This is a genomic window from Nocardia sp. CWNU-33 (assembly GCF_046764895.1).
Lineage (GTDB): Bacteria > Actinomycetota > Actinomycetes > Mycobacteriales > Mycobacteriaceae > Nocardia.
This window is the reverse complement of sequence record NZ_JBKOQN010000006.1, coordinates 107842-121580: the sequence shown is the minus strand read 5'-3', so window position 1 is coordinate 121580 and position 13739 is coordinate 107842. Positions and strand designations below refer to the sequence as shown.

At 66.3% G+C, this 13739-nt stretch carries 15 protein-coding genes; 9 read left to right on the top strand and 6 right to left on the bottom strand.

Going from position 1 to position 13739, the window contains the following annotated elements; translation table 11 throughout:
• Positions 1 to 44: 44 nt before the first annotated feature.
• Positions 45 to 728, bottom strand: a complete 684-nt coding sequence (locus tag ACLMAL_RS10050; protein WP_411998992.1) for a TetR/AcrR family transcriptional regulator — start codon at positions 726 to 728, stop codon at positions 45 to 47.
• A gap of 273 nt (positions 729 to 1001) precedes the next feature.
• On the opposite strand from ACLMAL_RS10050, the gene ACLMAL_RS10045 reads away from it, so the two are divergent.
• The 5 genes from ACLMAL_RS10045 to ACLMAL_RS10025 all read left to right on the top strand — a co-directional run bounded on the left by ACLMAL_RS10045 (position 1002) and on the right by ACLMAL_RS10025 (position 5183).
• The gene (locus ACLMAL_RS10045) at positions 1002 to 2339 is read left to right on the top strand and encodes a DUF445 domain-containing protein (protein ID WP_411998789.1); all 1338 of its coding nucleotides are present in this window, start codon (positions 1002 to 1004) and stop codon (positions 2337 to 2339) included.
• A gap of 104 nt (positions 2340 to 2443) precedes the next feature.
• A complete protein-coding gene (locus ACLMAL_RS10040) occupies positions 2444 to 2947 on the top strand; it encodes a helix-turn-helix transcriptional regulator (protein WP_328406668.1) in 504 nt (167 codons plus the stop codon).
• Positions 2944 to 3621 (top strand): heparin-binding hemagglutinin, encoded by a 678-nt coding sequence (locus ACLMAL_RS10035; RefSeq protein WP_411998788.1) that lies wholly within the window; start codon positions 2944 to 2946, stop codon positions 3619 to 3621. Before ACLMAL_RS10040 ends, ACLMAL_RS10035 begins: the two co-directional genes overlap by 4 nt.
• 61 nt (positions 3622 to 3682) lie before the next feature.
• Complete coding sequence (locus ACLMAL_RS10030) at positions 3683 to 3988, top strand: DUF2516 family protein (RefSeq protein ID WP_328412448.1); 306 nt, start codon at positions 3683 to 3685, stop codon at positions 3986 to 3988.
• A gap of 157 nt (positions 3989 to 4145) precedes the next feature.
• The gene (locus tag ACLMAL_RS10025) at positions 4146 to 5183 is read left to right on the top strand and encodes an alpha/beta fold hydrolase (RefSeq protein WP_411998787.1); all 1038 of its coding nucleotides are present in this window, start codon (positions 4146 to 4148) and stop codon (positions 5181 to 5183) included.
• A 261-nt stretch (positions 5184 to 5444) separates the two neighbouring features.
• On the opposite strand, the gene purU is transcribed toward ACLMAL_RS10025, so the two are convergent.
• Together purU and ACLMAL_RS10015 are read right to left on the bottom strand one after the other, a co-directional pair.
• A complete protein-coding gene (gene purU, locus ACLMAL_RS10020; protein ID WP_328406665.1) occupies positions 5445 to 6335 on the bottom strand; it encodes a formyltetrahydrofolate deformylase in 891 nt (296 codons plus the stop codon).
• Between the two features lie 896 nt (positions 6336 to 7231).
• Positions 7232 to 7819 (bottom strand): GNAT family N-acetyltransferase, encoded by a 588-nt coding sequence (locus ACLMAL_RS10015; RefSeq protein WP_411998786.1) that lies wholly within the window; start codon positions 7817 to 7819, stop codon positions 7232 to 7234.
• A gap of 177 nt (positions 7820 to 7996) precedes the next feature.
• On the opposite strand from ACLMAL_RS10015, the gene deoC reads away from it, so the two are divergent.
• Entirely contained in the window at positions 7997 to 8665 is a 669-nt protein-coding gene (gene deoC, locus ACLMAL_RS10010) for a deoxyribose-phosphate aldolase (protein ID WP_411998785.1), read from the top strand.
• Between the two features lie 49 nt (positions 8666 to 8714).
• Here the strand turns inward: deoC and ACLMAL_RS10005 are convergent, their stop codons facing one another.
• Complete coding sequence (locus tag ACLMAL_RS10005) at positions 8715 to 9437, bottom strand: DUF2993 domain-containing protein (RefSeq protein WP_411998784.1); 723 nt, start codon at positions 9435 to 9437, stop codon at positions 8715 to 8717.
• A 99-nt stretch (positions 9438 to 9536) separates the two neighbouring features.
• On the opposite strand from ACLMAL_RS10005, the gene ACLMAL_RS10000 reads away from it, so the two are divergent.
• The gene (locus tag ACLMAL_RS10000) at positions 9537 to 10145 is read left to right on the top strand and encodes a type IV toxin-antitoxin system AbiEi family antitoxin domain-containing protein (protein ID WP_411998783.1); all 609 of its coding nucleotides are present in this window, start codon (positions 9537 to 9539) and stop codon (positions 10143 to 10145) included.
• 97 nt (positions 10146 to 10242) lie between these two features.
• Complete coding sequence (locus ACLMAL_RS09995; protein WP_411998782.1) at positions 10243 to 11820, top strand: hypothetical protein; 1578 nt, start codon at positions 10243 to 10245, stop codon at positions 11818 to 11820.
• Here the strand turns inward: ACLMAL_RS09995 and ACLMAL_RS09990 are convergent.
• Both ACLMAL_RS09990 and ACLMAL_RS09985 read right to left on the bottom strand, forming a co-directional pair.
• On the bottom strand, positions 11745 to 12554 hold the full coding sequence (locus ACLMAL_RS09990) for a class I SAM-dependent methyltransferase (protein WP_411998781.1): 810 nt from the start codon (positions 12552 to 12554) through the stop codon (positions 11745 to 11747). The two genes, ACLMAL_RS09995 and ACLMAL_RS09990, sit on opposite strands and share 76 nt — an antisense overlap.
• A complete protein-coding gene (locus ACLMAL_RS09985) occupies positions 12524 to 13042 on the bottom strand; it encodes a DUF2505 domain-containing protein (RefSeq protein WP_411998780.1) in 519 nt (172 codons plus the stop codon). The genes ACLMAL_RS09990 and ACLMAL_RS09985 overlap by 31 nt, the downstream gene beginning before the upstream one ends.
• 153 nt (positions 13043 to 13195) lie before the next feature.
• Here ACLMAL_RS09985 and ACLMAL_RS09980 point away from each other — a divergent pair, with 153 nt between their 5' ends.
• Positions 13196 to 13735: a VanZ family protein gene (locus tag ACLMAL_RS09980; protein WP_411998779.1), complete on the top strand. Its 540-nt coding sequence runs from the start codon at positions 13196 to 13198 to the stop codon at positions 13733 to 13735.
• The last annotated feature ends 4 nt before the right edge of the window (positions 13736 to 13739 follow it).

The window sequence follows — 13739 nt, the reverse complement described above, 5'->3', positions numbered from 1 at the left end:
GCTCAGCTAGCACCCTGTGGAGGTACCCGAAGTCGGGCGGTTGATCAGTTTCCCGAGTCGGTATCGAAGGTCGGCAGCACATGCGGCTGCGCGTTGAAAACCTCGCGCGACCCGTTGGCCCGCGCCATTCCCTCGATGGCGCTCCAGGCCATCATCGTGAGGTAGTCGATGACCTGTTCGCGGGACATCGACTTGTTGGTCGTCCACCAGTGCGTGGCCAGCTGGATGCCGCCGACCAGCACGTAGGACCACAGCAGGGCGCCTTCGGTGTCGATACCCTTCGCGCCGGCGCGGTCGGTGATGACCACGGAGACGACCTCCGCGAAGAGCTTCTCGAACTCCGCGAGCGAGGACTGGTCGGCCGAGCCGTTGCCCATGATGAAGCGGTAGACCTCGGGGTCCTCGTCGACGGTGCCGACGTAGGCCGAGAGGGCCGAGCGCACCAGCTGGTACTCGTCGGCGTCGAGGCTGATCGCCTCGTAGACCCGCGGCATCAGCGTGGTTTCGATGAACCGCTGCATGGTGGCGTGGACCAGGTCGTTCTTGTCGGAGAAGTACCGGTAGAGCACGGTTTTGGAGACACCGATCTCGGCGGCGATTTCGTCCATGCCGGCATTGCTGCCCCGGGTGCGAATCGCCGCGAGGGTGCCGTCGACCAGCTCTTCGCGCCGGTCGATCTTGTGCTGCCGCCATCGGCGCTTGCGGCCGTCCGTCCGGCCGGTGCGCACCGCTGCCGGTCGCTCGGCGAGCTCGCCGACGTCGACAAGGTCTTCGGTGGACAGCGTGAGCTCCCTCGTTCGTAGGGGTTCGGGCTTCGAGCCATTGGGCTCCTCGGACCACAAGCTTAGGTCCAGGCAACCGGTGAGATGTGCGTTTGGGTCGCTGATGCGGCAGGAACCACATATTTGCCGACCGGAACGGGCGCGGCGTGGGTGTGTCGTCACACGCTGCCGGTGCTGTGCCGAGTATGGCCGAGTGCCGGGCACCGCAGAATGGAAGGCATGGAGAAAGCTCCCGGCAACATCGCGGTTCTCGACACGCGCACCCAGCCTGCCGCAGCGGCACCCAGTACCTTCGCGGCCTTCGTGGACGAGGAAGGCAAGAAGCGGGACCTGTTCCGGATGAAGGCACTGGCTACCGGGCTGCTGGCCTTTGCGACGGTGATCTATCTGCTCTGCCGTTGGCTGGAATCACGCGGTTCGGGCGGCGAGTGGGTCGGCTATGTGCGCGCGGCCTCGGAGGCGGGCATGGTCGGTGCGCTCGCCGATTGGTTCGCCGTGACCGCGCTGTTCCGGCATCCGCTCGGCCTGCCGATTCCGCACACCGCGATCATCCGCAAGAAGAAGGATCAGCTCGGCGCGAGTCTGGGTTCCTTCGTCGGTTCGAACTTTCTTGCTCCGGATGTGGTCTCGGCGAAGGTGACCTCGGCGCAGATCTCCTGGCGGGTCGGGCGCTGGATGGCGGACTCCGGCCATGCCGCGCGGGTGGCCGAGGAGAGTTCGACCATCCTGCGTGCGGTGGTCGGCGTGCTGCGTGACGAGGACGTCGAGCAGATCATCGACAACACGATCGTCAAGCGGATCGCGGAACCACTGTGGGGTCCGCCGATCGGCAGGGTGCTTGCCGAACTGTTGGCCGACAATCGGCAGCTTCCGCTGCTCGACATGCTTGCCGAGCGTGCCCATCAGTGGGCGCTGGGCAGCCAGGAGACGATCGATCGGATTGTTTTGCGCGATGCTCCGCAATGGGCTCCGAAATTCGTAAACATTCTGCTTTCAGAAAAGATCTATCGGGAACTGGTCGAGTTCACCTGGAAGGTCCGTTCGAATCCCGAGCATGAGGTGCGCCTCGCGGCGAATCGGTTCCTCGAGGAATTCGCCTACGACCTGCAGCACGACGACGCGATGATCAAGAAGGCCGAGCGGATCAAGGCGCAGGTGATGGGGCGCGAGGAGATCACCGGCATGGCCGAGGCGACCTGGCGCGCTGCCAAGCGGCTGATCCTGGAATCAGCGGATGATCCCAGCAGTACGCTGCGTAGGAAGGTTGCCGAGAACGTGCAGCAGCTCGGTGAGCGGCTGCGTGACGACGACGAGATGCGCGCAAAAGTCGACGGCTGGATCGACAGGGGGGCGCGCTATCTGGTGGGAAACTATGCAGGAGAGATCACGACCCTGGTCACCGACACGGTTGCCAGGTGGGATGCCGAGGAGGCGAGCAAGAAGATCGAATTGCAGGTTGGGCGCGATCTGCAATTCATTCGCATCAACGGAACGGTGGTCGGATCGCTGGCAGGGCTTGCGATCTACACGATTTCGCAGCTGCTGTTCCACGGCTGAAGGGTAGAGCGCCGAATGTTTGCTGGAAGAGTGCTAACAGAGTGCTTGCAATAGCAAGCACCCTCATTTAGAATTGATACCGTACAACCGCCAGAAGGTGAGTGATGGCAGACCAGCCCGAGGTTTCCGCCGAGTACACCGACAGTTCGGCCGAGCAATCGGCAGGCGTCGGAGAAAAGGCGGCCCGCGTCGTGAACGCGGCGCACGACATCGGAGGGTTCATCAGGGCACAGCGAGAGGCTGCGCAAGTCTCGCTGCGTCAGCTCGCCACCCTTGCGGGAGTGAGCAATCCATACCTCAGTCAGATCGAGCGCGGATTGCGCAATCCGTCCGCCGAGGTACTCACGCAGATCGCCAAGGCACTGCGGGTGTCCTCGGAGGTGTTGTACGTACGGGCTGGCTATCTCGAGCAGCGGCCGCACAGTCCGATCCGGGATGCCCTGCTTGCCGATACGTCGATCAGCGAACGGCAAAAGCAGGTCCTGCTGGACATCTATGAATCGTTTCGCCGCGAAAACGGAGGGAACGAGTCAGGGGGGGATCAATGGGACAGCGAAGTTCCGCTTACGACAACCGACACTCCGCCACGCCAGGAGAACGAAGAATGACCGAGAAGAACCAGACCACCAAGCCACTGTTCGCCACCGTCGGCGCAGGCGACGCGGTCTACGCCGCGGTGCTCGACGCTGTCACTCAGGTGCGTGAGCGTGCCACCACCGCCGATGTGACCGGCCGCGTCGAAGAGGCTCGTGAGCGCTTCGCAAACGTGCCCGCCGACGTGCAGGCTCAGTTCGAGACGCTGCGCGAGCGGTTGTCCGGGCTGCCTTCCGAACTGCCGGAGGACCTCGCCGAGCTCCGCGAGAAGTTCACTCCGGAGGAGCTGCGCACGCTCGCCGAGAAGTACTACGCCAAGGTCCTCGACCTGTACGCGGACCTGGCCGTTCGCGGCGAGGAGACCGTCGAGCGGCTGCGCGCCAACCACCTGGTCGAGGATCAGATCGAGCGCGTGGAATCCCTCTACACCGACGCGGTCAGCCGCGCGGAGGACGTGCTCGGCAAGGTCAACGACCTGCTCGGCCGTCCGGCCAAGGACGAGGACGAGGACGAGGTCGTCGCCGAGCCGGTCGTCGAAGCCGAGGTGCTGACGGTGACCACCGAGACCGCGCCCGCCGCGGCCGAGGAGCCCGCTGCGGCCGAGGAGCCCGTTGCCGTGAAGGCCCCCGCCAAGAAGGCCCCCGCCAAGAAGGCTCCGGCCAAGAAGGCTGCTCCCAAGAAGGTGTAATCGCCTGACGCACAAACGACGACCCCGCGCACCCGTGGTGCGCGGGGTCGTTGCTTCTATGATGGGTGGGGTGAATGTGGCGCAAGATTTAACCGGCATGATCTTGTTCGTGCTGCGGCTGGTAGCACTCGGTGCGACGATCTTCGCGCTGATTCACGCCATTCGTCAGCGTCCGGACGCCTTCACTGCGGTGGACAAGCTGACCAAGCCGATCTGGATCGCGATCCTCGCCGCGGCGCTGTTGTTCCTGCTGCTTTCGCTGACGGTGACGAGTCTGCTTGCGCTCATTGCGATCATTGCGACCGGCATCTACCTGGCCGATGTGCGGCCGAAGGTGGACGAGATTCAGCGCGGTCCGCGCTGGTAGAGCGGAATTCGGCAGTAATTGGGCAGAGCCGGACGGTGTCCGTCCGAAGCCGCGCCGGGGTGGTGAAGGCGCAGCGGTCGCACTTTCTTGGTGCTAGCTCTAGCTAGCAGCGCGAATCGGGGTTACTGTATCGGGCAGTAACACAAAGGAGTGTCCGATGCGTGCAATGCTGCCGTCTGCGTTGGGGAACCTCCCGGAACATATCCGGGGCTTGCTCGACGTACACCGCGCCAATCTGCGGAACCGTACCTATACGACCGCGGCGTTGAACCCGCCGAGCGTTGTGCATCAGGTCGTCCCCGTGACCACCGCCGACGGCGCCAAGCTGCGTGTGCACGCATACGGACCGGCCGACGGACAGGTGATCGTGCTCGTGCACGGCTGGACCTGCGCCATCGAATACTGGAACGCACAGATCAACGCCTTCGCGGCCGAGTACCGCGTGATCGCCTATGACCAGCGCGGGCACGGAGAAAGCGAACTCGGTTCCAGCCCGCTGACCACTGATCTGCTCGCCGACGATCTGGCCGCTGTGCTCGCGGCCACTCTGCGTCCCGGCCGCAAGGCCGTGCTGGTCGGGCACAGCCTCGGCGCAATGACGCTGCAAGCCTGGGCCGGACGGTATCCCGAGCGGGTCGCCGAGCAGGCGCTCGCCGTGCTGCTGACCAATACCGCCCTGCACGGGCTGGTCGCAATGACCACGGTCGTGCCGTTGTTCAACCGACCGCTCCCGCTGCTGAAGCTCCGAATTCCCTTGCCCGCCTTCATCGGCCGCCTCGGACTCGGCACCCCCATCCTCTTCCCGCCGCTTGCTCCGGTGCGCTGGGTCTTCGCCAGGCAGATCATGACCCTCGCCGCCACCGACGACGAGATCGCCTTCAGCATGGCCATCGTGCGCTCCTGCCCAGCCCGCGTGCGCGCTAAGTTCGGCATCCTGCTCGCCGAGATGGACCTCGGCGAATCGGCACGAAACCTGGTGGTGCCCACAACGGTGCTCGCAGGCTCCCTCGACGACATGACACCACCCGCACACTCGGAGCTGATCGCCGAAATGCTCAGCGAAACAGGCAGCCTGGCCAAGTACGAGGTACTGAACACCGGCCATCTCGGCAACACCGAGGCCCACGACCGCTTCAACGAAGAACTAACCCAGGTCCTCGAATCCACCCGCACCCCAGCAGAAGCCGTAGGCTGACCGCCCAACGAACATCGACGGTAGTCGAATGGTGGTTGCGGACTGCCTTCGCAGCCACCATATGACTACCGTCGATGCCGAAACTGGCTGGAATGCAACCACAGCCAGTCCGGACGCTGGAAGCCGTTGCCTGTCTACCCAGGCTGCGGAAGAGAAAGCTGGGTACGGCATACGACGTACCCAGCACTGCCCGGTACACCGCTGGGAGGTGAGTTTGCTCGTCGAGCCGGGGCACGCCGGTTGTGTAGTGGGTGGGGTTTGTCAGTTGAAGACGACTGTGCGGCGGCCGTGGACCAGGACTCGGGCTTCCAGGTGCCAGCGGAGGCCGCGGGCCAGGACTACGCGTTCGATGTCGCGGCCCTGGCGGACCATGTCGCGGACCTCGTCGGCGTGGTCGATGCGGATGACGTCCTGTTCGATGATCGGGCCCGCGTCCAGTTCTGCTGTGACGTAGTGGCAGGTGGCGCCGATCAGTTTGACGCCGCGGGCGAAGGCCTGGTGGTAGGGGCGGGCGCCGACGAACGACGGCAGGAAGCTGTGGTGGATATTGATTGCCCGGCCTGCCCAGTGCTCGGTGAGCTCGGGCGGAAGCACCTGCATGAACCTGGCGAGCACCACCGCGTGCGGGTCGTGGGCGTCGACGAGCGCACGCACTTCCTCGAATGCGGGGCCGCGTTCGGCCGGGTCCTTCGGGAACGGCACGTAGTGGAACTTCACGCCGTGCGCCTCGGTCATGCCAGCGAGGTCGGGATGGTTGCCGATGACCGCCTCGATGGTGGCGGGCAGCTCACCGCTGGCGGCGCGTCCGAGCAGGTCGTGCAGGCAGTGTCCGTCCTTGCTGACCAGCAGCACCGCGCGCCGCCGCTCCCCGGAATCGAGGAGCTGCCATTCCGTCTCCGGCCCCAGCTCCGCGGCCACTCCCGCGAACCGGTCTCGTAGTTCGGCGATCCCGAACGGCACCGTCGAAGCCTTGATCGCCTGCCGGGTGAAGAACCACCCACTGTCGACATCGGAGTGGTAGCCGGCCTCCACGATCGACCCGCCGAACTCGGCGATGAACGAGGTGATTCGAGCAATGATGCCCGGGCGGTCCGGGCAGCCGAGGCTGAGCACGAAACGACGGTCGTCGAGAGCGGATGGAGCGGAACTCATCGACACATCCTCCCAGGTCGCTCCTCGCCCCATCCGCCCGCCTCACGCAAGGCGAGTACTTCCACCAAAGGCGCGAGCATCACCGTCGACGCCCCAACCCAACAGCGAGTTCTTCAAGTGGGGGAGCCACCATCACCGCACACAAACCGACGCGGATCCACCAAGGTCGCGACAATCACTACCGCTACACCCGCTGGGCACGATGATGTCCTTCGGGCGCAGCGAGATCGAGCACTAGAGTTCGGGGCCCGTCTCGCATCCGAGCCGTCGAAGCGCATGTGCCGCAGTCGCAACTATCCGCGCCGTGGCATCTTCTCGGCGTGATGGCTCCTTCCGGAGCCCAGCAAGGACCTGGCACCAGAGTTCGCAGCCCTGTCCCACCTGCACAGCAGTCCAAGACGTCCACTGCAGTCGCAAGCTCAGTTACCGACGCCCCCGCTCGGCACGATCTCTTTCGAGTGCAGCCAGATCGAGCACTATGTTGGCGGCCTGTCTCGCTTCCGAGCGGCCGAAGCGCATGTGCCGCAGTCGCAACTATCCGCGCCGTGGCATCTTCTCGGCGTGATGGCTCCTTCCGGAGCGCAGCAAGGACCTGGCACCAGAGTTCGCAGCGGCGTCCGACCCGCACAGCAGCCCAAGACCATCCATCGAAGTCGCAAGCTCAGCTACCGACGCTCCCACTCGGCACGATGATGTCTTCCGAGCGCAGCGAGACCGAGCACTAAAGTTCGCGGCCCGTCTCGCTTCCGAGCCGTCGAAGCGCATGCGCCGAAGGCGCGAGTCTCGACGGCTCGGAAGCGAGACCAAGGGGGCCGCGAACACGCGGCGCCGCAGGCGCCGCCAATTCAACACAGCGAACACGCAGCGCCGCAGGCGCTGCCAAAAAACACAGCAAATCAAACACCATAAAACGGTTCGGCGTAATGGAATTCGCCGACTATCTGCGATTCGTATGCGGTCAGGGGGCGGACCTGGAAGTGGGAGACCCAGGCGGGTTCGTCCGGGGTGATGCCGAGGCGGGCGGCGGGGACGAAGCCGAACTGGGGGTAGTAGTCGACACTGCCGAGCAGGGCGACGAGGGGTTCGTCGAGAGCATCCGCCGCGCCGAGGGCGGCGTGTACGAGGGCCGCGCCGACGCCGCTGCCCTGGTGTTCGGTGTCGACGCCGAGCGGGCCGAGCGCGAGGACCGGAAATGGGCCGACAGCCGCGCGGGTGAGGCACACATGTCCGATGACTATGTCGTGCTCGATGGCGACCAAGGACAGCGTGGGGATCCAGCCTTCGTCGCTGCGGAGGCGGGCGACGAGATCGACCTCGGGCGGGTCGCCGGCGCCGTCGTCGGAGGCTTCGCCGGTCATCTCCGCGATGTCGGCGTCGGCGAGGGTGTATCGCACGTCGCCGTCGGCGTACTGCGGTCCGAAGGCGCTGCGATGCACCGCCGCGATGGCAGTCACATCATCGGCTCGTTCGCGACGGATCAGCACGGTGTCGTCTCCTCCCGAACGAGTAGGGCCATCCGTACATGCTCCTGCGCTTGAGGCGGAGTCGTGCACGCGCTCGTGTTCGATGCAATACCCGTACTCCACCGACAATAACGAGTGTGCGGGAAGCACCGGAGGCACGCAACGGAATTCGCCGCCGGTATGCCAGACTCTCACCCCATGGCAAATTCCACGTCGCTGACCCGGGCCGCAGTGGCCGCCATGATCGATCACACCTTGCTCGCACCTGAGGCGACGACGGCCGATGTCGACGCACTCATCGCCGAAGCGCGTGCGCTCGGCGTGTATGCGATCTGTGTATCGCCGTCCATGCTGCCGGTGCGCGCACCGGGCGTGGCGATCGCGACGGTCGCCGGATTCCCTTCCGGCAAACACCATTCGCTGGTGAAAGGCGCGGAGGCTCGCCTTTCCGTCGAGCACGGTGCGGCCGAGGTGGACATGGTCATCGATGTCGGCGCGGCGCTTGCCGGTGACTACAACGCCGTCCTGGCCGACATCGTCACCGTCCGTGAGGCAATGGGCGAGCGGGCGGTGCTCAAGGTGATCATCGAATCTGCCGCGTTGCCCGACGCCGCGATCGTGGAGGTCTGCCGCGTCGCCGAACGTGCGGGTGCGAACTTTGTGAAGACCTCCACCGGATTTCATCCTGCGGGTGGTGCGAGCGTACACGCGGTCGCGTTGATGGCCGACACGGTCGGTGGGCGTCTCGGAGTGAAAGCCAGCGGTGGGATCCGGACCGCCGAAGCCGCAGCGGAACTGATCGCCGCGGGCGCGACACGGCTCGGGCTGTCCAAATCCCGTGCGGTGCTTGACGGTTTCCCCGCCTGATTCGTCCGGAGCGCGAATTCCTCCAGCGAGGACACGATTTCGGTGGTGATCAGCAGCGGGCCTCGTCCGGGGCGGTCTCGAGCTCGGTGCGGCCGCCCTCCAGCTTCACCGCGATACCGTCGTCGGTCACCTTGATGTCGGTCGCCTTCAGACCCATTGGGTAGCTCTGCAGGCTCTGGGTGAAGACATCGACAATGCCCTGCACCAGATCGGTGGGCAGGCCCATGCCGAGCAGCTCCGCCGACATGGTGTCCACCTGCACCACCCCGTTCGTCACCCGCGGCTGTACCTGCAGTTGGGCGAGCCCGCCGAGCACGTCGAGGGTCAGCATGCCGGTGCTCGAGGACGAGTGCACGCCGCTGACCAGGCCGCCGAGCGTCTGCCGGATACCGTCGTTGTTCCAGGTGACATCGGCCGACGAACTATTGATGGTGCCGCCGCCCTGTCCGGCGTTCTCGACATGGAGGTCTTTGAACCTGGCGTGCACCACCATGCCGACGGCCGGGCCGAACTTGGAGTCGGCGCTGTCCACCGTCACCCGGGAGACCTTGCCGTCGATCAAGGTGAGCAGCATCGGCCGCCAGCCGAAGCCAACGTCGATCTTCGAGCCCATGTCCTTCTCGAATTGCGTGCTGATGCACCGCGAGAACTTGTGCCTGGCGTAGGCCTCGCCGGCGACCAGCGCACCGATGAGCAGCGTCACGACCACGACCAGGGCAATCACGAGGGTGCGTCGGGTGGAGGTCACGGTGGCAGGAGGCTTCTGACTCATGAGCCCGATTCTTCCCGACATTTCTGTGTTCGCTCTGAGGGCGCGGTGAGGGGATCGATTGTGACATGCGACACAAGTTTCGAGCGTAGCCTGGTGGCCATGGCTGGGGATGCTGCGGCCCGCGCACTCGATTCCGCGGAGCAGGGATGGCGGGTGCTGCGACGCCTGGCCGGGCGGCATGCCGGATTTTTCACCACCAGGCAGGTGCTGCGCACCGGTTGTGAGGTGCGGGTGCGGGTGGCGCTCGGGGACGGGTCGGTGACGCGGGCGGGAGTGGGTCTACTTCGGCTGGCCGATTGGCCCGAAGGCCCGCTCGACGAGTACGCCATGTGGGCGGCCTGGTTCGATGGCGCCGCCGCGGTGTCGCATCAGAGCGCGGCCGAACTGCACGGGCTCGGTCGGCTGCGGCCGCGATTCCTGCACCTGTCGGTCGGTGCTGGGCGTCGGCCGGTGACGCCGCGCCTCGTGGTGTTGCGTCGTCCACTGATCGCCACCGATGTCGAGTCGGCGGGCTCGTTCCTGGTCACGACGCCGGTGCGGACGGTGCTCGATCTGGCGGAGGCGGACATCGGACAGACCGCCCTGGACGAGGTGGTCGGCGATGCGGTCGCCATCGACCGTTGTGCGCGCGACGAAATCCGTTCGGCCAGTGTCCGACTGCCCCCGCGTGCGGCCGCCCGAGTGTATCGGGCTCTCACCGGCGTATGAGCCGTGTGGTGAGCGGGTGCGAGGTGATTCGTTTCGGCTATGAATTGCCTTGGCGTCCGGTTTTGTCGGGCGCGCGATCATGGCAGGGTGACTGATCATGGGGACCGAAGGTCAGAGCAGGTGGGATCTCGTCTTCCCCTCCGGTGCGCCCGAGCGGATCGGCGATATGTTCGCCACCGCCGTGGTCGCCGACGCGGTCCGCGGGTATGACGCGGATCTCGCCCAGACGGTGGAGACCTGCCGGGACTGGCGCTGCTCCTATCGCACGGTGTTTCGTGGGCTGACCGCGTTGGCTGCCAGCTCGCCTGCGGCGTCGGTCGGCATCGCGACCGAAGGGCTGCGCTCCGCGCGCAAGTTGCTTCGGCTGGTGACCGGAGCAACCGTCGCGCCGCTGCGCAGCGTCGACGTCGAAAAGGTTGCCGAACCGGGCACCCTCGATACCGTCCGGGTCGAGGGCACCGCGAAACCACTCGGGCGGCTGGAAGTCCCCTACCGCGACACGGTGCTGGCGGAGGAGTCGTTGCAGCGCCAGCTGACCGAATGGCGTCGCGGCGGCATCGTGGAACCGGGATTCGCCGCCGCGGTGGAACGGGTGATCGACCATCCGGAGTGGTTGGCACTGACTGGTTTCCGTGTCATAGTCACCGGGGCGGCGGCCGAGCTCGGCCCGCTGCGCCCGCTGTTGCGGTGGGGTGCGGACGTGCTCGGCATCGATCTGCCGGGGACGGAACGCTGGCAGGAACTTTCGCGGCTCGCCGAGACCGGTGCCGGGGTGCTGCGCTATCCGGTCACGGCCGATCCCGGCGTCGATATCACCCAGCAGTTCCCGGCGCTGGTGCATTGGATCCGTGCGCAGCTCGGTGCGGAGGTCCGGCCGGTGTTCGGCCTGTACGCGAATGATCAGGGGTCCGCGGGAGTTCGGCTCGCCACCGCGCAGGACGTCCTTGTCGAGGATCTGCTCGAGCACCGGCCGGACGCCGCGCTGGCGTTTCTCGGGTCGCCGATCGACTGTTATGCCGTGCCGGAAGAGGTTGTCGCGCAGGCGCATGCGCGACTGCACGGGCGCGGTCTGCGTGGCGCGGACCAGAATCTGCTGCGGCTGCTGTCGGTGTCGACGCTCTATCGGCCGAACTATCGCACCACGGTCACCGACCACCTCGGGGCGAAATGGGGTGTCGCGGATGCGCTTGTTCCGTCCATCGGCCCGAATCATGCTCTGGCGCACCGTATCCTGCGCTGGCGCGCGGTGCTCGCGCACACTGCGGGGCGCACGGTGTCCTACACCGTCGCGCCACCGGCCTCGACGAGTGCGGTGCGCGCCGAGCGTTCGCTTGCGGCCGCCTACCGTGGCATGCACCGATTCGGCGTCGAAATATTCGAACCCGCCACGGCACGAACACTTCTCGCTGCGAAACTGGTCGCCGACCTGATGGCACCGCCTGCCGTGCCGGATGATGCGAATCCGGAGAGCCTGTTCGCGGTGGGCGCGGCGCACGGCGGCCTGTGGCGTCAGCCCTTCGAGCCGCATTCGATGCTGCCGGTCGCGACGGCAACAGGCTCGGTCGCGACGGCGCTCGACTCGGTCGGGGCCGCGACGGACTATGTGCGATCGTTGTTCGGCGCGACGGCCGACCACGGCACCGAGAGCACACAGTCGCGCATGCGGCGGCGGTAGGTCCGCACCGGAAAACCTTCCTGCCGCAACGACTCCGCCGCGGTCCGCCAGCGGACCCGTGGCCCGAACGGCGCGTGTGGCGCGGCGTGGGCCCAGGCGCGGTCGGCGGCGGTGAGCAGAGCATGGATCGGTTCGCCGGGAACGTTGCGGTGGATCAACGCCTTCGGAAGTCGCTCGGCGATGTCGGAGGGGCGCTCGACGGTGAACGGATCCCATGCCAGGGTGAGCGACAGTGGTCCCGAGCGATCCAGCAGCACCCACGCGCAGCGGCGGCCGAGTTCATCGCAGGTTCCGTCGACCAGCAGGCCGTCAGGGGCGACGCCGGACAGGATGGTCGCCCACGCGTCGGGAACCGCCGATTCCGGATATTGCCGCAGCACATTGAACGCGCGCACCAAGACCGGCCGCAGCCCGGCCAATTCGAAGCCGCCGCGGGCGAACCCGACACCGTCGCGGCCGGGTACCACCCGTTCCGGATCGATCTCCAGACCGATCACGCGCACGTCGGCGCGGACGGTCCGCACCCGGGTCGCCAGCTCCAGCGTGGTCCACGGGCTCGCACCGTAACCGAGATCGACGACCAGCGGATCCGGCGCGGTCTGCAGGCGCGCACGGACCAGCTCGTCGTTGATCAGCCAGCGGTCGCTGCGCCGCAGCCGGTTGACGCCGGTGGTGCCGCGGGTGATGGTGCCGACCGGTTTGGTCAGCTGGTCGGGTTTTGCTCTTCCAGCCACCGCACGGTCTCTTCGGCCTCGGCACGGAACAGGTCGACGAGGTTCACCAGCATCAGCTGCTCGAGTCGCGGACCAACCATGGGAATGAACACCTTCGCCTCCGAGGAGAACCGCGCGGTGCAGCCGGTGTCGGTGGGGAACACGCGGATGGCGCCGCCGAGGCTGCCGGGGCCCGCGGGGATGGACGCAGAGTATTTGCCGACGACTTCTTCCTCGTTGAACGGGCCGTAGCTCTCCTTGCGGGTGATCACCATGTCCTTGCGCATCACCGCCTGCGCCATCTCCGGCAGCATCTCTCGCGGCAGGATGTGGTGCAGCACGATCTCGATCCCGGAGTCGCTCACCTCGTGACTCACGACTTCGTTCTCCGAGTACTTCCGCATCTCCGTGACCCGCGCCTCCCAATAGTCGCGGTTCGACAGCGCTGCATACAGCTCTTTGGTGGTGTGCAACGGGTAGCGGGCTGAATAGTCCAGTCGGCGAGCCATGAGCGATTACGTTACCGGGACCGATTGCCGCGCCATCGCTCGGCGGTGAATGTGAAGACCATCCGCACGCGGTCGGACCAGGAGATTACCCAGTTCGCGCTGGTGGCCGCCCGCGCACGGCCGAGACCGAAATCTTTCGGTCAGACTTGCGAAGTGAACGGGACATGGCAGACATGGGGTGGGGTGGTCGTTGCGGCGCTGGCCGCGATTCCGGCGGCGAGCCCGGTCGCGTGGTGGCTGGCGCGGCGGCGCGGTTCCTGGCGCACCGCGCTCTGCGATGTGGGCATGGTGGTCGGTACGGTGCCGTGGCTGTGGATGATTCTCACGCCCGCCGGTTCCGGTCGCTCGGTCAACCTGGTGCCGCTGCGTGACCTGGCCGATCAGCTCACCGAGGACCGGGTTGTCGAACAGCTCGGCGGGAACCTGTTGGTCTTTGCGGCGCTCGGGTTTCTGCTTCCGGTGCGCTCGGCCTGGTTCGCCGATCCGTGGCGACTGCTGATGGTCGGCGCGATCCTGTCGGGCGGCGTCGAGATGCTGCAGTTCGCGCTGGGGGTAGGGCGTCATTCCTCGGTCGACGATGTGCTCGTCAACGCGGTCGGCGCGCTGCTGGCCGGACTGCTGTCCCGGCACTGGTGGCAGCGCTCCTCGGCTGGGCGCCGTGCTAACGCCCCGGAACGAACGCACACCTCCTGACATT